At 69.1% G+C, this 17,544-nt stretch carries 16 protein-coding genes; 9 read left to right on the plus strand and 7 right to left on the minus strand.

The window, feature by feature from the left end:
• Window position 1 precedes the first annotated feature (1 nt).
• Both ACOCMH_RS11220 and ACOCMH_RS11225 read right to left on the minus strand, forming a co-directional pair.
• On the minus strand, window positions 2–1,450 hold the full coding sequence (locus ACOCMH_RS11220; RefSeq protein WP_427307042.1) for an amidohydrolase family protein: 1,449 nt from the start codon (window positions 1,448–1,450) through the stop codon (window positions 2–4).
• Between the two features lie 19 nt (window positions 1,451–1,469).
• Complete coding sequence (locus ACOCMH_RS11225) at window positions 1,470–2,819, minus strand: uracil-xanthine permease family protein (RefSeq protein WP_427307043.1); 1,350 nt, start codon at window positions 2,817–2,819, stop codon at window positions 1,470–1,472.
• 316 nt (window positions 2,820–3,135) lie between these two features.
• Here ACOCMH_RS11225 and ACOCMH_RS11230 point away from each other — a divergent pair, with 316 nt between their 5' ends.
• The 6 genes from ACOCMH_RS11230 (at window position 3,136) to ACOCMH_RS11255 (ending at window position 9,724) form a co-directional block, all read left to right on the plus strand.
• A complete protein-coding gene (locus ACOCMH_RS11230) occupies window positions 3,136–4,407 on the plus strand; it encodes a molybdopterin-dependent oxidoreductase (RefSeq protein WP_427307044.1) in 1,272 nt (423 codons plus the stop codon).
• 10 nt (window positions 4,408–4,417) lie between these two features.
• A complete protein-coding gene (locus ACOCMH_RS11235; protein WP_427307045.1) occupies window positions 4,418–5,074 on the plus strand; it encodes a c-type cytochrome in 657 nt (218 codons plus the stop codon).
• 95 nt (window positions 5,075–5,169) lie between these two features.
• Window positions 5,170–5,556 (plus strand): ArsR/SmtB family transcription factor, encoded by a 387-nt coding sequence (locus ACOCMH_RS11240; RefSeq protein WP_427307046.1) that lies wholly within the window; start codon window positions 5,170–5,172, stop codon window positions 5,554–5,556.
• A complete protein-coding gene (locus ACOCMH_RS11245; protein ID WP_427307047.1) occupies window positions 5,546–6,031 on the plus strand; it encodes an SRPBCC family protein in 486 nt (161 codons plus the stop codon). Before ACOCMH_RS11240 ends, ACOCMH_RS11245 begins: the two co-directional genes overlap by 11 nt.
• 335 nt (window positions 6,032–6,366) lie before the next feature.
• Window positions 6,367–7,536 carry an MFS transporter gene (locus ACOCMH_RS11250; protein ID WP_427307048.1) on the plus strand — a complete coding sequence of 390 codons (1,170 nt, stop codon included), beginning with the start codon at window positions 6,367–6,369 and terminating at the stop codon, window positions 7,534–7,536.
• Between the two features lie 175 nt (window positions 7,537–7,711).
• Entirely contained in the window at window positions 7,712–9,724 is a 2,013-nt protein-coding gene (locus ACOCMH_RS11255; protein WP_427307049.1) for an alkaline phosphatase D family protein, read from the plus strand.
• 31 nt (window positions 9,725–9,755) lie between these two features.
• Here ACOCMH_RS11255 and ACOCMH_RS11260 read toward each other — a convergent pair whose 3' ends face one another.
• A complete protein-coding gene (locus tag ACOCMH_RS11260) occupies window positions 9,756–10,685 on the minus strand; it encodes a 2-hydroxyacid dehydrogenase (protein ID WP_427307050.1) in 930 nt (309 codons plus the stop codon).
• A gap of 2 nt (window positions 10,686–10,687) precedes the next feature.
• Window positions 10,688–11,458, minus strand: coding sequence for a class II aldolase/adducin family protein (locus tag ACOCMH_RS11265; RefSeq protein WP_427307051.1), 771 nt, complete (start codon window positions 11,456–11,458; stop codon window positions 10,688–10,690).
• Window positions 11,459–11,603: 145 nt separating this feature from the next.
• Here ACOCMH_RS11265 and ACOCMH_RS11270 point away from each other — a divergent pair, with 145 nt between their 5' ends.
• A complete protein-coding gene (locus ACOCMH_RS11270) occupies window positions 11,604–12,284 on the plus strand; it encodes a Crp/Fnr family transcriptional regulator (RefSeq protein ID WP_427307052.1) in 681 nt (226 codons plus the stop codon).
• Window positions 12,285–12,424: 140 nt separating this feature from the next.
• The gene (locus ACOCMH_RS11275) at window positions 12,425–12,823 is read left to right on the plus strand and encodes a hypothetical protein (RefSeq protein WP_427307053.1); all 399 of its coding nucleotides are present in this window, start codon (window positions 12,425–12,427) and stop codon (window positions 12,821–12,823) included.
• Between the two features lie 193 nt (window positions 12,824–13,016).
• On the opposite strand, the gene ACOCMH_RS11280 is transcribed toward ACOCMH_RS11275, so the two are convergent.
• Window positions 13,017–14,321 (minus strand): MFS transporter, encoded by a 1,305-nt coding sequence (locus ACOCMH_RS11280; RefSeq protein ID WP_427307054.1) that lies wholly within the window; start codon window positions 14,319–14,321, stop codon window positions 13,017–13,019.
• A gap of 76 nt (window positions 14,322–14,397) precedes the next feature.
• Window positions 14,398–15,489, minus strand: a complete 1,092-nt coding sequence (gene psrA / locus ACOCMH_RS11285; RefSeq protein ID WP_427307055.1) for an iron-containing alcohol dehydrogenase PsrA — start codon at window positions 15,487–15,489, stop codon at window positions 14,398–14,400.
• 246 nt (window positions 15,490–15,735) lie between these two features.
• On the opposite strand from psrA, the gene ACOCMH_RS11290 reads away from it, so the two are divergent.
• A complete protein-coding gene (locus ACOCMH_RS11290) occupies window positions 15,736–16,608 on the plus strand; it encodes a LysR substrate-binding domain-containing protein (RefSeq protein WP_427307056.1) in 873 nt (290 codons plus the stop codon).
• On the opposite strand, the gene ACOCMH_RS11295 is transcribed toward ACOCMH_RS11290, so the two are convergent.
• On the minus strand, window positions 16,527–17,522 hold the full coding sequence (locus ACOCMH_RS11295) for a YihY/virulence factor BrkB family protein (RefSeq protein ID WP_427307057.1): 996 nt from the start codon (window positions 17,520–17,522) through the stop codon (window positions 16,527–16,529). The two genes, ACOCMH_RS11290 and ACOCMH_RS11295, sit on opposite strands and share 82 nt — an antisense overlap.
• Window positions 17,523–17,544 lie beyond the last annotated feature (22 nt).

Below are 17,544 nucleotides of genomic sequence, written 5' to 3' on the forward strand. Positions count from 1 at the left end.
CTCATGCCGCCTCCGTGCCGGCGTGGCGCGCGCGATGCACGTCCGCGGCGTCATGCAGCTTGCGGATTGGCGCGCCGGCGACGGTGTGCTCGGCCATCGCATGGATGTCGCGCATCAGCGCGCGCGCGTCCCAGTCGGTGGGCCAGCCCTGCCACAGGCGCAGGCTGCCGTCGACAAAGACCGCGCGGATCTGGTCGCGGTTGGCCAGCCGCACCAGTTCCCAGGTCAGGTCCCAGGACGGCGTCAGTTCCGGCACGTCCAGGTCGACCAGCAGGAAGTCGGCGCGCTTGCCCGCGGCAATCTCGCCGGTCAGCGCGCCGAGGCCCGCCACGTCGGCCGCGTCGTGCGTGGCCATGTCGACCCAGCGCCAGCCCGCGCCGCAGGACGAATCGCCGACGCCGATGCCGAAGGCAAAGCGCTGCGCGGCCTCGGCATAGTCCAGCAGGCGGAAGCCGTCGCTGCGGGTGCCATCGGTGCCCAGGCCCAGGCGCACGCCGAAGGTGGCCATGGTCTCGGCAGGCGCCACGGCGTTGCCCTTCCAGGCGCTGGCCACGGGGTTGTAAGCGACGGCGGCGCCGCTGTCGGCGAGCAGGCGGATTTCCTGCGGCGTCACCAGCGTGGCGTGCGCCAGCAAGGCCGCCGGGCCCAGCGCGCCGTTCGCGGCGAGATGCTCGATCGGCCGGCGCCCGCACGCATTGAGAGAGCGCTCCACCGCCACCAGGTGCTCGTTGGCATGGGTCTGGAAGATGCGGCCGGACTCGGCGCACAGCTGGTAGACGTGATGCAGCATCGCGTCCGAGGCTACCTCGGGGATCGAGATCGCCAGCGACGGCGCCACCAGCGTATCGCTGGCGTAGCGGTCCAGGTGCGCGGCGGCGCGGCGCAGGATCGGCGCGGCGTCGAGCGTTTCAGCGCCCGGCTTGTCGTTGCAGATCAGGCCCAGCACGCAGCGCACGCCGGCATCGCCGACCGCGCGCGCCACCGCATCCAGACCGGCCTCGCTGCGGGTGCCGGCATCGACTACGGTGGTAAAGCCGCCGCGCAGCGCTTCCAGCGCCGCCAGCTTGGACGACAGGTAGAGGTGCTCCGCCTTCAGGCTGCCCTCCAGCGGCACCCACACGCGCCGGAAGATCTCCGACGGCTCGCCGAACACCAGCGACTTGCCGAACGACTGCGTCAGGTGGTGGTGCGTGTCGATCATGCCCGGCATCAGCAGCATGCGCGGCAGCGGCAAGCTCTCCAGTTCCGGGAAGCGCGCGGCGACGTCCGCGGCGGGGCCGACCGCGGTAAAGCGGCCGCCCTCCACCACCATGGCGTGGCCGCGTACCGCGCCCTGGCGCAGCAGGGTCCATTCCGGCAGCAGGATGCGCGGACGCTGGAAGCTGTCCGGCGCCAGGGGCGGGTTCATCTCGCCGGGCCAGGCCGGCGTCGAGGCATAAGGTTGAGTCATGGCAATGCAGTCAGCGGGGTCAGTGCGTGGCCGCGGCATCGTCGCGCGCGATGGCGCCCGCGGCCGCGGTCCGCAGACCCGTATGGAAAAACAGGAAATTGAGCAGCGCCGCGGTGATGGCGCCCATCGCCACGCCATTGCCCACCAGGATGCGCAGGTTGGCCGGCAGGCCGCCATAGATGCCGGGCACCAGGATCGGCAGCAGGCCCACGGCCAGTGCCACCGCCACGACGTACATGTTGGCGTGGTCGCGCAGGTCCACCTTGCGCAGCATGTCGATGCCCATGGTGCCGACGATGCAGAACACCACCAGGCCGGTGCCGCCGACCACGGCTTCGGGTATCGCGCTGATCAGCGACGACACCGGCACCAGCAGCCCGAACGCCACCAGGATCGCGCCCGACATCGCCGTGACAAAGCGCGAGCGCACGCCGGTGGCCCGCACGATGCCGATGTTCTCGCCGCTGGTGATGATCAGCGAGGTGCCGAACATCCCGCCCAGCAGCGAGGTCAGCGCATCGCCGCGAATGGTGCGCGGCACGTCGCGCTGCTGGTCCACCGGACGGCCCACGGCATCGCTGATCGCCAGGGTCTGGCCGGTGGCCTCGACCATCGAGATCACGGCGAACACCATCAGCGGGATCGCGGCGACCACGTCGAAGGTCGGCCAGCCGAACGGGAACGGCGTCGGCAACGCCAGCACCGGCGACAGCGACACCTGGCCGAGGTGGAACGCACCGGCCAGCCCCGCCACCAGCGCACCGCCCAGCAGCCCGAGCAGGATCGCCAGCTGCGCCAGCATGCCGGTGAGCCAGCGCGAAGCGGCCACGGTGCAGGCGACGGTGGCAAAGGCGAGCAGCAGGTTGAGCGGATCCACCGCGCTGCCCGCGGCGGGGTGGCCGGCCACCAGCCGGCCCGACACCTGCGCCAGGTTGATCGCCACCAGCAGCAGCATGGTGCCCACCACCACTGGCGGGAAGTAGCGCAGGCAGCGCCGGAACACCGGCAGCACCAGGAAGTAGAACACCCCGGTCAGGATCACCGCGCCGGCCGCGGTCTGCACATCGGTCTGCTGCGCGATCAGGATAAACAGCACGATCGGCGCGCCGCCAGGCAGCATCACGAACGGCAGGCGCGCGCCGATGCCGCGCTGCCCGAGCGACTGCAGCAGCGTGCCGAGGCCGCAGATCACAAAGGTTGCGCTCAGCAGCTGCACCGCCAGCGCGGGCGGGAAGTTCAGCGCCTTGCTCATCAGGAAGACCGACGCGATCGGCGACGCGGCCATGACCAGGACGTGTTGAAGCCCGAAGACGAACAGGCGCCGCCATGGCAGCCGTTCATCCACCGGCGCGGGGGCGGGGTGGGACATGCTTTTGCTCCTCCTTTGGTGTGTCGGGCGTTTTGCCGTCGGCCGCACGGGCCAACGGCTGCGTCTGTGCGCAGTTCGCCCCAAATGTTATCGATTTCCGCTAACAAAAACGTTTTGGTAAGTGTAGGGAAAGGGCATCGGCCATGCAAGGGGTTTTGCTGGCGAGGTGGCTGGCGTCTTCCCCTATATCGAATAAATCGATAACCCCTAGCAGCAAAAGCCGTTTCACAAGTTGACGAGGTCACGTCAAAGTAGCCGGCATAGCGCCTTGCGCGCCACAACATGCCCCCAAGCACGCCCCTAAAGGAGACGCCCCATGCGAGACAAGAACCGTCCGGCGCAATCTGCCGACCCAGACCGGCCGCTACCGGCCCGGCGCCGCCTGGTGCAAGGCGCGGGCCTGCTGGCGCTGGGCGCGTCACCGCTCGGCGCGCTGGCCGCGCAGGCTGCGCGCGCGACCGACGGCGTCACGTTGGCCGACGGGCCGCGCCCGCTGGTGCGCTATCCGGGCAAACGCCCGCTGGTGCGCGTCAGCACCCGCCCGCCGCACCTGGAGACGCCGTTCTCCGCCTTCAACGAGGGGCCGATCACCGCCAACGACGCGTTCTTCGTGCGCTACCACCTGGCCAACATTCCGCTGTCGGTCGATCTCGCCACCTTCCGCCTGAGCGTCGGCGGCCACGTCGGCAAGCCGCTGAAGCTGTCGCTCGATGAACTGAAGCGGCTGGCGGAGCCGGTGGAGGTGGTCGCGGTGAACCAGTGCTCCGGCAACAGCCGCGGCTTCTCCGAGCCGCGCGTGTTCGGCGCGCAGCTGGCCAACGGCGCGATGGGCAATGCGCGCTGGACCGGCGTGCCGCTGCGCAAGGTGCTGGAACATGCGGGCGTCAAGGCCGGCGCCAAGGTGGTCACGTTCAACGGGCTCGATACGCCGGTGTTGCCGAGCACGCCGGACTTCCGCAAGTCGCTCGATATCGCCCACGCGATGAACGGCGAGCCGCTGCTGGCCTGGGGCATGAACGGTGCAGACCTGCCGCTGCTCAACGGCTATCCGCTCAAGCTGGTGGTGCCGGGCTACTTCGGCACCTACTGGATCAAGCACCTGTCCGAGATCGAGGTGCTGGACCATCCGTTCGAGGGCCATGACGCGTTCTTCATGACCAAGGGCTACCGCGTGCCGGACAATGATTGCCAGTGCGTGGCCCCCGGCACGCCCGCGGCGAAGACGCGGCCGATCTCCAAGCTGGCCGTGCGCAGCTTCATCACCAGCGTCGAGAGCGGCGGTCGGCTGCCGGCCGGCCGCGCCGTCGAACTGAAAGGCATTGCCTTCGACGGCGGCTCCGGCATCCGCACGGTCGAGGTTTCCGTCGATGGCGGGCAGAACTGGCAGGCCGCGCAGCTCGGCGAAGACCTGGGCCGCTTCTCCTTCCGCGCATGGCACTTGCCGGTCAAGTTCGCCCGCAAGGGACCGGCGGTGCTGATGGTGCGCGCGACCAGCAACGACGGCGAGACCCAGCCGGCCAAGGCCAACTGGAACCCCGCCGGCTACCGCCGCAATGTCATCGAAGCCACGCCGGTCACCATCGCCTGAGGAACGCGCCATGAAAGCAACCATCGCCCCCGCGCTGCTGGCGCTCGCCATGCTCGGTGCCGGCCACGCCGGTGCCGCGCCACAGGACATCAAGCTGCCGGCGGAGAACGTCAAGCTCAAGCCGGCGAAGCTGCCGGGCTACGGCATCGCCATGCAGAAATGCGCGATCTGCCATTCGGCCGACTACGTCTCGTACCAGCCGCCCGGACTGAGCCTGGCGCAGTGGACCGCCGAGATGAAGAAAATGCAGCAGGCCTACGGCGCGCCGATCGACGATGCCGAGGTCGAGCAACTGGGCGCCTATCTTGCCGTGGCCTATGGCTCGGCCAAGGCGAAAGATCCGGAGATCGTGGCGATCGCGCAGAAGGCCGGCAAGCCCGCTGCCTCCGAAGCCGCGGCGGCGCCCGCCGCCACCGCGGTCGACGTACAGGGCCTGCTGGCAAAGAACGCCTGCCTGAGCTGCCACAGCGTGACGCAGAAGGTCGTGGGCCCGGCGTATCACGAGGTTGCCGCGCGCTACAAGGGCGACCCGCAGGCGCAGGCCAGGCTGGAAGCCAGCATCCGCGGCGGCAGCAGCGGCAAGTGGGGATCGGTGCCGATGCCGCCCTTTGCCGCGTTGAAAGCCGATGAAGTCAAGGCCCTCGCGGCGTACGTGCGACAGCAATAGACCCGCCCCGCTTTCGCCAGCGACGCCCCGGCTTGCTCCGGGGCGTTGTGCATTTTGCCCTTGCAAGTTCCGGCCGCCTTCCTATACTTAGCCGCATGGCTAACCATTGTGTCGAGTTTGCAGACGTGTCTCAGGCTGTCGATCTTTCCCCGCTGTCCGGCGTGTTCTACGCGCTGGCGGACCCGACCCGCCGCGCCATTGTCAGCACGCTCGGGCGCGGGCCGGAAACGGTGTCGGCGCTCGCGGCACCGTTCGCGATGGCACTGCCCTCGTTCATGAAGCACCTGCAGGTGCTGGAGCGCAGCGGGTTGATCCGTTCGCGCAAGACGGGGCGCGTGCGCACCTGCGAACTGGTGCCGCAACCGCTGTCCGACGCGCAGCAATGGCTGGCCGACCAGCGCGCCCTGTGGGAGGCCCGTACCGACCGCCTGGCGGCCTTTGTCGAAGCACTTCACCAAGAGGAACAGTCCGATGCCGAATGAAAACGCCGCCAGCCCGGAAAGCCAGGACCTGGTCATCTCGCGCCTGCTCAAGGCCCCGCGTGCCAAGGTCTGGCGCGCATGGAGCGATCCGCAGCTGCTCAAGCAATGGTGGTGCCCCAAACCCTGGACCACCGAGGTCCGGGCCTTCGACATGCGCCCCGGCGGCGCCTTCCATACCTTCATGCAGGGCCCCGACGGCGGCACCAGCGACAACCCGGGTTGTTTCCTCGAGATCGTGCCGATGGAGAAGATCGTCTCCACCTCGGCCTTGGTCGCCGGGTACCGGCCCGGCACGCCGTGGCTGTCGATGACCGCGGTCATCACCATGGCCGATGAGGGCGACGGCACCCGCTACATTGCGCGCGTGATGCATCCGGACGAGGCCACGCGCAAGCAGCATGAGGAGATGGGATTCTATGAGGGCTGGGGGATCTGCATCACGCAGCTGGAGGAATTTGCGCAGCAGTTGGAATAGGCTTGGCCCTCTGCATGCTGCCGGTGTTCTCCCCTCTCCCGCTTTGCGGGAGAGGGGAGAACACCGGCAGCACTGGCCGAGTCTATCGACCACCCTGCGCTTCAATATCGATGCCGCAACCTCACGCTCACCGGCTTCGCATCATCGCTGCTGCCCGGATCGATCACGGACGTAGTTTGGCGCGGCGACGCCTGCGCTCTCCCCCGGTCCCCCTTGCCCGTTCGTCGCGACTATCGTAAGGTGGCGGCTCCTGGGATAACCGAAGCCACGCCTCGAAACCCGCCGATCCACGGCCGCAGCGCATGCCGCGGCCGTCCAACCGACGGGAGCCCATCTTGGACAGGCGCGTCTATCTGCTGACGGCAACGGTATTCCTGGCCGGCATCGCCGAGAACATCTGCATCGGCATCCTGCCCTCGCTCAGCGCTGACCTGGGCGTCTCGGTGGCGACCGCCGGACAGCTCACCACCGTTTTCTCCGCCATCTTTGCCATCACCGCCTTGCTGGCCTCCGCGCTGCTGACCCGCGGCGACCGCAAGACGCTGCTGCTGGCTGCGCTCGGCGTGTTCGCGCTCAGCAACAGCGTGGCCGCGGCCAGCCCCGGCTACGCCGTGCTGTTCGGCGCGCGCGTGCTGATGGCCGCCAGCTGCGCGCTGGTGATCCAGCTGGCGGTGATGCTGGCCACCGCGCTGGCGACGCCCGCCAGCCGCGGGCGCGCCATCGGCCTGGTTTTCGTCGGCATCAGCGGCTCGCTGGTGCTGGGCGTGCCGGCCGGCATGGTGCTGGACCAGTGGGCGGGCTGGCGTGCGGTGTTCGGCACGCTCGCGGTACTGTCGCTGCTCCCGGCGGCGCTGCTGTGGCGCGGCCTGCCGCGCTCGCCGTTGCGGCGCACGGCCTCGCTGCGCGCGACCTGGCAGGCGCTGGCCGATGCGCGCGGGCTGTGCGCGCAGCTGGTGTCGGTGGCGATGATCGGCGGGCATTTCACGCTGTTTGCCTACCTCAGCCCTTACCTGCAGGCCGTGCTTGGCGCCGACGCGCGCGGGCTGACGGCGTGCTACGCCGCGTTCGGCGTGGCGGGCGTGGCCGGGGCCTGGCTGGGCGGCTGGTGTTCGGACCGCCTCGGCGCGGCGCGCGCGCTGCTGGCGTGTCCGGCGGCGTTCTGCGTGTCGATGGCGGTGCTGCCGCCGGCTGCGGTCTCGCCGTGGCTGCTGCTGCCGGCGCTGATGGTGTGGGGCGCGCTCAGCTGGTCGATCTCGCCCATCGTGCAGAACTTCCTGGTGCGGCAGGCGCCCGCTGGCGCCGATCTCCAGGTCGGCATCAACGTCGCCGCGATGCATGTGGGCGTGGCCGTGGGCGCTGGCCTGGGCGGCGTGATGGTGGCGCGCGGCGCGCTGACGCATGCGCCGTGGCTTGGCAGCGCCATGGTTGCGCTGGCATTGGTGCTGGCACTGGCGGCAGTGCGCGGGCCCCGGTGGCGCGCTGCGTTGCAAGGGCCGAGGGGATAGCACAACAGCCGACTTCCTCCTATATCCATGTCGGAGCCACACCGACAGCGGGCCCCCGGTCCAGCCACTAGTATCCATTCAGAAAAACAGCACGCCCCACGACAGCCGGTGCCGCAAGCGGCATCCGGGCGCGGCTGCGCGCTGCATGGACGACAGCAACAACAGGAGGAGCGCCATGGACCGCCGCCAGTTTCTCAAGTGGGGGAGTTTCCTGACCGTTACCGTTGCCACCGGCGGGCTCAGCGCCTGCGGCGGAGGCGGCGATGACCCGGAGCCGGATACCGGCAACCCCGAGAACTTCAATTTCGTGCATGGCGTGGCGTCGGGCGACCCCCGCCCCGACAGCGTGATCGTGTGGACGCGCGTGGAAGGCAGCAACGGCAAGCGGCCGGTGGTGGTGCGGCTGCAGGTGTCGACGCAGCAGGATTTCGCGCCGCCGACACTGTTGGTGAATCAACCGCTGATGGCCCTGCCGGACTGGGACTACACCATCCGCAACAAGGTCACGGGCCTGAGCCCGGGCACGCGCTACTACTACCGTTTCCTGCTCGGCAACCGCCCCAGCACCACGGGTCGCACGCGTACCGCGGCCGCGGCCGGCACGCCGCTGGCGGAGCTGCGCTTTGCCTTTGTCAGCTGCCAGGACTGGAATGCCAACCACTGGGCCGGCATGGAGGAACTGGTGCAGCAGGACCTGGACTTCATCGTCCATGTCGGCGACTACATCTACGAAGCGGTGCCGGGCGGCTCGCGCGCGGGCAATGTGGAGGACCGCCACACCGCGCTGCAGTTGCCCAACGGCACCGCGCTCTCCGACGGCAGCATCTACGCCACCACGCTGGACGACTACCGCTACCTGTACCGCAGCTACCGCAACGATGCGCGCCTGCAGGCGCTGCATGCCGCGTTCCCGATGATCGCGATCTGGGATGACCACGAGTTCTCGGACAATTGCTGGCAGGACCGCCAGACCTACACCATCACTGACGACCAGACGCCGCGCACCGCGCGCCGGCGCGCCGCCAGCCAGGCCTGGTTCGAGTTCATGCCGGCCGACGTCACGCTGGACCTGAACAACCCGTCGTTCCAGAACATCCAGATCTACCGCTCGTTCACCTTCGGCAATCTCGCCACGCTGCTGATGACCGACGAGCGCCTGTACCGCGCCGACCACGTCATCCCCGAGACCTCGGTGGGCCGCTCGATCGGCAGCCTGTACTTCGTGCCGCAGGCCACGCTGGCCGCGGCCGAGGCGCAGAAGATCGCGGCCGCCGGCAACGTGCTGACGCCGGTGTCGATGCTGGGCGACAACCAGCGCGCCTGGTGGCAGGACCGCATCGGCGCCGACGCCACCACCTGGAAACTGTGGGGCAACCAGTTGTCGCTGCTGCGCATGCAGGTCGACGTGACCCAGGCGGTGGCGCGGCTGATCGCGCGGGCGCTGGTGCTGGCCAACAGTACGCTGTCCTCGCTCGAAACCGCCATCGCCAACGCGCTGGCCGACGACCTGCGCGCGGCAAAGACGGCCGGCACCTATGTCAACCTGGCCTTCACGGCGCTGCGCAACGTCCTGTCGCAGGTGGGCATCGACAGTGCCAACTTCGACGCCAGCATCAAGCCGCTGATCGAAAGCCGGCTGCCGGCGATTGCGCTGCTCGACCGCTTTATCCTCAATGCCGACCAGTGGGATGGCTTCAACGCGGAGCGCAAGAACCTGATGGCGTTCCTGAAGACCAACGGCATCCGCAACGTGGTGGGGTTAAGCGGGGACATCCACGCCTTCTTCGGCGGTCAGGTCATGGACGACTACGATGCCGCGACGCCGGCGCCCGTGATGGTGGACCTGGTCACCGCCGGGCTGTCCAGCAACACGCTGCTCAGTTCATTCCGCACCGTAGTCGACAGCGACCCGGCCTTTGCCGCGTTGCGCGAGCTGATCTACAGCAACGTGGGCGGCACCCTCGTGAATACCTTCGATGCCACGCTGCGCGCCTTCAATCCGTGGCTGCGGCACGTCGACACCAACGCCGAGGGCTACGCACTGGTCACGCTGACGCCGCAGAAGCTGAGCTGCACCTTCCACACCATGAAGCCGCTGGCGGGCGGCTCGGGGCCGGCACAGCCGGCCACGGCCAGCACGCGGTTGCTGGAGGTGGCCGCGGGCACTGCGGATGTGACCGTGACCTAGCCGCGCCGCGGCCGGGCCCCGGTGGCCGGCTTCAGTAGCCGGCCTGCCGGTCCACCCGGTTCAGCAGCGGGCGTCCGTCGCGCGCGCGCCGCAGGTTTTCGATGCATTGCCGGGCCACCAGCGGGTACGACGGATCGGCCGCGATATGCGGCGTGGCTTCGATGCGCGGATGGTTCCAGACCGGGTCGTCCGGTGCCGGCGGTTCCTTGGCAAACACGTCCAGCGCGGCCCCGGCCAGGTGGCCTTCGTCGATCAGCGCGACCAGGTCGGGCTCGACCACGTGCTCGCCCCGGCCAACGTTGATGACATAGGCGCCCTTGGGCAGCCGCGACAAGGCCCGCCGGTCGAGCAGGCCCTCGGTGCGCGGCGTCAGCGGCAGCGTGCAGACCAGGATGTCGCTTTGCGCCAGCATGGCTTGCAGGCCGTCGTCGCCGGTGAAGTCGGTCACCCCCGGCAGATGCTTGGCGGCGCGGCTCCAGCCGCTGACCGGATAGCCGATGGCGGCAAACATGCGCGCCACCTCGCTGCCGATCTCGCCCAGCCCCAGCACGCCCACGCGGCATTGCGCGGCATCGCGCCCCGGATGGCGCTTCCATTCGCCGCGGCGCTGCTGCTCGGCGTAGAGGCCCAGCGCGCGGGTATGGCGCAGCGCCATCGCCAGCACGAAGCGGGCGATGCCGGCCTGCTGGCCGGGATCGACGATACGCGTGACCGGCACGTGCGCGGGCAGGTCGGGGGCGGCCAGCAGCTTGTCGACCCCGGCGGTGGCGGCGCAGACCAGCCGCAGGTTCGGATAGGCCGGCACCACGCCGGGCTTCAGGCCCCACGCGATGAGGGCCTCGACCTGTTCCGCGACAGCGGCCTCGCGGCCGTTCCACACGGTGATATCCGGCGCCGCTTCGCGCAGCAGCGCGGTGATGGGAACCGCCATGAACGACGGCAGGTGAACGAGGATGGCCATGGTCAGTTGCGGTAGTCGGGGTTGATGCGGTCGAGACGGCGCAGCAGGCCCGGCCAGGCCAGGTTGGAGCCCTTGCCCTTGGTGGCCTGGCGCGCTTGCTGGCCCATGTTGGCGCTGGCAGCTTCCGGCACCAGCGTCAGCGGCGTGCCGCCGCTTTGCGCGAGGATCTGGATCCGGCACGCCGACTCCAGCGTGTACATGGTCAGGAACGCATCCGGCACCGTGCGTCCGCAGGTGAGCAGGCCGTGGTTGCGCAGGATCATCTGCTTGCAGCGGCCCAGGTCCGCCACCAGCCGCGCCTTCTCGTCCTCGCGCAGCGCCACGCCCTCATAGTCGTGATAGGCCAGCCCGGTCAGCGCGAACATCGCCTGCTGCGAAATCGGCAGCAGGCCGTCCTGCTGCGCGGACACGGCGACGCCGTGCGAAGTATGCGTGTGCATCACGCAGCCGACCTCCGGGCGCGCCTCATGCACGGCGCTGTGGATGATGAAGCCGGCCGGGTTGACGTCATACGGCGTTTCCAGCACGGGCTGCCCGTCGTGATCGACCTTCACCAGGCTCGATGCCGTGATCTCGTCGAACATCATGCCGTACGGATTGATCAGGAACTGGTCCGGCGCATCAGGCACGCGTGCCGAAATATGCGTGAAGATCAGGTCGTCCCAGCCAAAGTGGGCCACCAGCCGGTACGCGGCCGCCAGGTCCACGCGCATCTGCCATTCTGCGTCGGAGACGCGGTCTTTTACGGATTCGACGAGTTGGACTTGCGCCATGTGCGGCCTCCCGGGGGCATGTGGGTCATTGATGCGCAGCATTGTCCCGGCGCCCCGCGCCAAAATCTGTTAAGTGTTGGACAATCTCGGCTCCGGCAAGGAGAGCAATGTGAAGGGTCAGGCGAAGGGTCGGCACAAGGATGCCTTGAAAGCGGTCGAACCCGCGCGCACGCTGCCGCGCGGCGTGCTGGCCAGCGGCTGGCTGCGCACCGCGCCGCCACGCGTACTGGATGCCGTGGCGCATGCCGCACGCCGCCAGCGCTTTGGCGACGGCGAGATGATCTTCGCGCGCGGCGATCCGCCCACGTATTTCTGCATGGTGGTGTCCGGGCGCGTGCGCATGAGCCGGGTCAGCAGCGGCGGGCGCGAGTCGGTGTACGCGGTGATCGGGCGCGGACGCTGGTTCGGCGAGATCTCGCTGCTCGACGGCAAGCCGCGCACGCATGACGCCTTTGCCGTTGGCAACACCGAGCTGCTGGTGCTGGGGCAGCGCGATTTCCATCGCATCCTGGCGACCCATGCGGAAGGCATGCAGCTGATCGTGCAGCAGATCTGCGCGCGGCTGCGGGTGGCCTTCGACCATGCCCAAAGCGCGGCGCAGGCGCCGATCGACGCGCGCATGGCGGCACGCCTGCTGGAACTGGCCGATCGCACCGACCAGGTCGTGCGCATCAGCGCGGAGGACCTCGGCGACATGGTCAACCGCTCGCGCCAGACCGTCGCCAAGTACCTGCAGGCGTGGGAAGACGCGGGCCTGATCCGCCGCGAGTACCGGCAGATCGAACTGCTCGATGCCGCGGCGCTCAAGCGCCTGGCCCGGCGCTGACCGACGCGCGCGCATTTAACCGGTGCTGGCCTGGATGGCAAGACTGGTTAACGACCGTTGCAAAAACAAACAGAATGTCAGGTGCCCCGGCGCTACAGTGGCCTTTCCCTTGCCTGTAGGCGTTTCTTGGAGGTACACGAATGAAGCAACATCTGGCGAAATCCCTGGTCCTGGCTGGCGCGATGATCGCGTCTTACCCGCTGTTCGCGCAGCAGTCCCAGCCCTTGCAGCCGGGCCAGCCGATGACGCAGCCGATGCAGCCGATGCAGTCCGCCCAGCCGATTCAGTCCGCTCAGCCCGTGCAAGCCATGCCCGCGGCAGCGCCGTCCGCGCAGATGGCCCCGGCAGCCCCGGCCGCTGGCGGCAGCTATGCGCAGGCCCCCGTGCCGCCGGCCCAGCCCGGCATGGCCCCCGCGCCCGCCGATCCGTCGCTGGCAGGCGGCGCGGTGTCGGCCGCTGACTCCGCCAGCATGAGCCTGGCGCCCGATGCGCTCGGCACGCGCCTGGGCCAGCGCAGCGCGTTCCTCGACGGCGCCTGAGCGCCACCGGCGCGGGCCCGCGGCGCGCGGGCCGCGCGCCCGCACGCATCACGTCCCCCTCTTCCGGCAGGCGCCCTCCGCCTCAGTCTTGCGCGGCCGCTTCGCCCTGCTGCCGCGGCCATTCCAGGAACGCGCGCAAGTGCAGCGGCTTGTCCGCATCGCGCGCGGCCGGCGCCTGGCCGGCCCGCGGAGTTCAGCGGCGGATGAAGGCGGCGATCACGGCGCTGATGATGCAGCTGGTCGCCACGATCGGGAACACCAGCGAGGTATTGCCCGAGTGGTCCAGCATGCGGCCGATCAGCGGCTCGCCCAGCCCGGCGAGCAGGTAGGAGAAGAAATTCAGGATGCCGGTGGCGGTCCCCGCGCGCTTCGCCCCGACCAGGTCCGGGCACAGCGCCCAGAACGACGACGCCGGGCCGTAGACGAAGAAGCCGGCCAGGAACAGCGCGACGATGGCACCCATGCCGGTGGGCAGCCTGAACATGACCATCGAGGCCACGGCGCCCAGCACCATGTAGAGCATGATCGCCTTGCTGCGGCTGGAGCCGAACAGCCGGTCAGAGATCCAGCCATTGGACAGTGCGCCGAGCGCCATGCCGACCGGCAGCGCCACCGAGATCCAGGCCGGGTCGATCAGCGTGTCGGCATGCTTCCAGTCCTTGCCCAGGAAGTGCACCGGCACCCAGACGATCAGGCCGTAGCGCGCCGCATTCTGGAACCCGATCGACAGCCCCGCGATGATCAGGCGCGGATTGCGCAGCACCGCCTTGTAGCGCGACCATGAGCTTTCGTCGGCGTCAGTCTCGATGGCGGTGGCCTGGTCGGCGTCGTCGCGATGGGCCACGCCCGTGTCCGGTGACTTGAAGCCAAGCTCTTCCGGACGCTCGCGCACGACCAGGTAGAAGGTGATGCCGCCCAGCAGCATCAGCAGCACCGGCAGGCGGAAGATCCAGCGCCAGTCCAGGTGCAGGATGTTCACCACCACGATCGAGGTCACGAACGACAGCACCGAGGCGCAGCCGGCCGCGAACACATAGAAGCCGTAGACCTTGCCGCGCTCGCCGGCGCCCCACCAGTTCGACAGCAGCCGGCTGCCGGGCGCCCAGCCCAGCGCCTGGAAGTAGCCGTTGATGCCCCATGGAATCGCCAGGCTCTTGAAGCCCACGGCGAAACTCACTACCCAGTTGGCCGCGCATGACAGGATCGCGCCGGCGGTCATCACGCGGCGCCCGCCGAATTTGTCGCCGAGGTTGCCGTTGATGGCCTGGCCGATGGCGTAGCACCACAGCAGGCAGGTGGAGGCCCACCCCAGCACTTCCTTGGACAGGCCGAATTCATGCTGGATGCCGGGAATGGCGAAGCCGAAGGTCTGCCGCCCGGTGTAGAAGAAGAAATAGCAGAACATGGCGGCCAGCAGCATGCGCCACTGCGCACGCCGGAACGATTGCTCGGCCGGGGCGACGAACGCCCCCACCTGGATGCGGTCGGCTGTTTCCATGGTTGTCTCCTTTTGTATTGTCGGCCCGTCGATCGGGCTCGTGTGGCCGGGTAAACCTGTGGCCGGGGGGAAAGCGCTAGGCCGGCACGGCGCCGATAAAGTTCTTGCCGCGGGCGCCGTCCAGCGCACGCGCGATCATGGCGCCGGCCTCATCGTCACTGACGCCGTAGTCCGCAAACTCGGTCTTCACGCCCAGCCCTTGCAGCAAGGCACGCAGGCGCTGCTGCCCGCCCGCCAGCGACGGCCCGAACAGCCGCTGCAGCGTGCGGTCGCGGTCGGGGCGGCGCGCCCACGCCTTTTCCAGCACCAGCGGCAACGTGAACGAGCAGGCAATGCCGTGTGGCAGGCCGTGGCGCAGCGTCATTTCGTACGAGATCGAATGCGCCAGCGCGGTCTTGGTGTTGGAGAACGCCAGTCCGGCCTTGAGTGCGGCCAGTGCCATGCGTTCGCGCAGCGACAAGTCGTCCAGGTTCCGGACCAGCTGCGGCAGCGTGTCGAAGATGTCCTCGACCGCCGACACCGCGAAGGTGTCGGAAACCGGGTTGGCGTTGACGTTCCAGATCGATTCGAGCGCGTGGGACAGCGCATCGAGGCCGGTGGCGATGGTGGTGCCGCGCGGCACCGACAGCATCAGTGCGGCATCGACGATGGCCGCTTCGGGCCAGGTCTCGGGCAGGTGCAGCGAGTACTTCTTCTGGTTCGCCGCATCCCAGAGGGTGGCCCACGGCGTGACTTCGCTGCCGGTGCCGGCGGTGGTCGGCACCGCGATCAGCGGCTTGACCCGCGCCGGCGTGAACGACTTCCCGGTCGCCAGCAGGCTGACCAGCGAGTCGAACCGGCCTGAGCGGGTGCCGACCATCAGCGCCTTGGCGGTATCGATGGCGCTGCCACCGCCGACCGCGACGATGGCCTCGCAGCGGTCGGCGTGTTCCCAGAAGCGGTTGTACAGGCCGGCCAGCTGCGCCACATCCGGGTTGGGCTGCACGTCTTCGACCAGCCCGGCCAGGTCCGCGCCCAGCAGGGCCTCCAGCCGTGCCACCAGTCCCAGCGCGCGCGCTTCCGGAAAGGTCACGACCAGCGCGCGCCGGCCGTGCAGCAAGGCCGGCAATTGGTCGAGCGCGCCGGCCCCGCAATGGATCGACACGGGGTTGTGGTAAGCATGGATCATGGGGTCTCCTCGGTTCTGGCTCGGTTTGCGCTGGCGGCGGCTGGTGCCGCGCGCCTGGTTGCCAGCAGTGTGGGAGACGCCAAACCCCCGGTCCAATCGCATCTTTGACGCCCGGCTGCGCCAAAACCGATGGATTGCCGCGGCGCTGCGCCCGCCTCGGGGAAACCCTGTACGCATCGGCCAGCGGCTGTGGGAGACTCGCCGGACACGCCGCCCAGAACGGCGCCCAGCCCCTATCGAGACCCCATGTTCCACCAGTACTACAAGTCGATCCGCTGCTTCCACGCGGTGGCCCGCACGGGCGGCTTCACCGCCGCGGCGCAATACCTGCATATCGGGCAGCCCACCGTGACCGACCAGGTCAAGGCGCTGGAGACGCGTTTCGGCGTGGAGCTGTTCCTGCGCAGCGGGCGCACCGTGCGCCTGACCGATACCGGCGAGCGGCTCTATGCGATTACACAGGGGCTGTTCGGACAGGAAGAAGAGGCCATGCAGTTCCTGCACAGCGCGCACAAGCTCAAGACCGGACTGGTGCGGGTGGGCGCGGTGTCACCGCCGATCGCGCTGGGGCTGGCGCGCAGTTTCCGCTGCGTGCACGCGGCGCTGGAACTGACCGTCACCATCGGCTCGGAAGCCTCGGTGCTGCGCGGGCTGCAGGATTTCGACATCGACGTCGGCATCCTCGCCGAGGCCGACCCGGTCGCCGGACTGCATATCGCGCCCTATCGCAGGGAGCGCATCGTCGCGGTGATGCCGGCGGGCCATCCGCTGGCCGCGCGCGCGACCGTCACGCTGCGCGACCTCGCTGGCGAACCCGTGATCCTGCGCGAGCCGGGCTCGAAGACGCGCGACCGCGTCGAACGCGCCTGCGCGCAGCATGGGGTGGCGCTGCACGGCGTGATGGAGATCAACAGCCGCGAGGCCATCCTGCATGCCGTGGCCAACGGCATGGGGCTCAGCTTCGTCACGCAGATCGAATGCATCCCGCTGCCGGGGCTGCAAGTGGTGCCAGTGGACGAGCCGCTGCTGTCGATCGACTATTCCCTGTGCTGCCTGGCGGTGCGCAAGGAGCGGCCGTTGATCTCGGCGCTGTTCGCGGTGGCGCTGGGCGGCGGCTGAGCGGCAGACTCCTTGCGCTTGGTCTCGGCCTCGGCCTCGTGCCGGCGCGAGCCGTAGCGGCGCGCGTACTGCCACGTGAACTCCGCGCCCAGCAGGAAGATCTGCGCGGAGTAGTACACCCACAGCAGCAGCACCACCAGCGAGCCGGCGGCGCCGTAGCCGTTGGCCACGCCGCTCTTGCCGATATACAGGCCGATCAGGAACTTGCCCAGCGTGAACAGCAGCGCGGTCACCGCAGCGCCCAGCCACACGTCCGGCCAGCGCACCTTGGCGCGCGGCATGATCTTGTAGATCATGGCGAACACCACCGTGATCAGCACCAGGCTGACCACGGTGTCGAGCGCATGGCCGATCACCTCCTCGGCGCCGAACAGCGGCCCCCACAAGCGGTTGAGCGCGGAGATGCCCGCGCTCAGCAGCAGCGACACCACCAGCAGGAAGCCGATGCCCAGGATCATGCCGAACGACAGCAGCCGCGCGCGCAGCAAGGCGAAGATGCCGGAGCTCTTGCGCCGCTCGGGCACTTCCCAGATCCGGTCCAGCGCGGACTGCAGCTCGGCGAACACCGTGGTCGCGCCCACCAGCAGCACCACCACGCCCACCACCGCCGTCAGCGCGCTGGCCGCGGGCTTGCTGACCGCCAGCAGCATGGCTTCCACGGTCTTGGCGCCCTCCGGGCCGAGCAGCCCCTGCAGCTGCGCCACCACCTCGCCACGTGCCGCGTCGTGGCCAAACACCACGCCGGCCACCGAGATCACGATCAGCAGCAGCGGCGCGATCGAGAACACCGTGTAATAGGCCAGCGCCGCGCCCATGCTGGGCGCGTAGTCGTCCACCCAGGCGTTGACGGTATCCCGCAGCAGCCCGTAGAGCGCGCGGGGCGAGGACAGCAGGACCGACGGAAGGGAAGGCATCGCTGGACCCGAAGTCACGATA

The sequence above is a fragment of the Cupriavidus sp. H39 genome (assembly GCF_050271075.1).
In the GTDB taxonomy this organism is placed as follows: Bacteria; Pseudomonadota; Gammaproteobacteria; order Burkholderiales; family Burkholderiaceae; genus Cupriavidus; species Cupriavidus necator_B.

Excerpts from the sequence above, each read along its gene's own strand:
- ACOCMH_RS11220 (WP_427307042.1), bottom strand. The coding sequence starts at position 1,450 with ATGACTCAACCTTATGCCTCGACGCCGGCCTGGCCCGGCGAGATGAAC.
- ACOCMH_RS11225 (WP_427307043.1), bottom strand. The coding sequence starts at position 2,819 with ATGTCCCACCCCGCCCCCGCGCCGGTGGATGAACGGCTGCCATGGCGG.
- ACOCMH_RS11230 (WP_427307044.1), top strand. The coding sequence starts at position 3,136 with ATGCGAGACAAGAACCGTCCGGCGCAATCTGCCGACCCAGACCGGCCG.
- ACOCMH_RS11235 (WP_427307045.1), top strand. The coding sequence starts at position 4,418 with ATGAAAGCAACCATCGCCCCCGCGCTGCTGGCGCTCGCCATGCTCGGT.
- ACOCMH_RS11240 (WP_427307046.1), top strand. The coding sequence starts at position 5,170 with ATGGCTAACCATTGTGTCGAGTTTGCAGACGTGTCTCAGGCTGTCGAT.
- ACOCMH_RS11245 (WP_427307047.1), top strand. The coding sequence starts at position 5,546 with ATGCCGAATGAAAACGCCGCCAGCCCGGAAAGCCAGGACCTGGTCATC.
- ACOCMH_RS11255 (WP_427307049.1), top strand. The coding sequence starts at position 7,712 with ATGGACCGCCGCCAGTTTCTCAAGTGGGGGAGTTTCCTGACCGTTACC.
- ACOCMH_RS11260 (WP_427307050.1), bottom strand. The coding sequence starts at position 10,685 with ATGGCCATCCTCGTTCACCTGCCGTCGTTCATGGCGGTTCCCATCACC.
- ACOCMH_RS11265 (WP_427307051.1), bottom strand. The coding sequence starts at position 11,458 with ATGGCGCAAGTCCAACTCGTCGAATCCGTAAAAGACCGCGTCTCCGAC.
- ACOCMH_RS11275 (WP_427307053.1), top strand. The coding sequence starts at position 12,425 with ATGAAGCAACATCTGGCGAAATCCCTGGTCCTGGCTGGCGCGATGATC.
- ACOCMH_RS11280 (WP_427307054.1), bottom strand. The coding sequence starts at position 14,321 with ATGGAAACAGCCGACCGCATCCAGGTGGGGGCGTTCGTCGCCCCGGCC.
- psrA (WP_427307055.1), bottom strand. The coding sequence starts at position 15,489 with ATGATCCATGCTTACCACAACCCCGTGTCGATCCATTGCGGGGCCGGC.
- ACOCMH_RS11290 (WP_427307056.1), top strand. The coding sequence starts at position 15,736 with ATGTTCCACCAGTACTACAAGTCGATCCGCTGCTTCCACGCGGTGGCC.
- ACOCMH_RS11295 (WP_427307057.1), bottom strand. The coding sequence starts at position 17,522 with ATGCCTTCCCTTCCGTCGGTCCTGCTGTCCTCGCCCCGCGCGCTCTAC.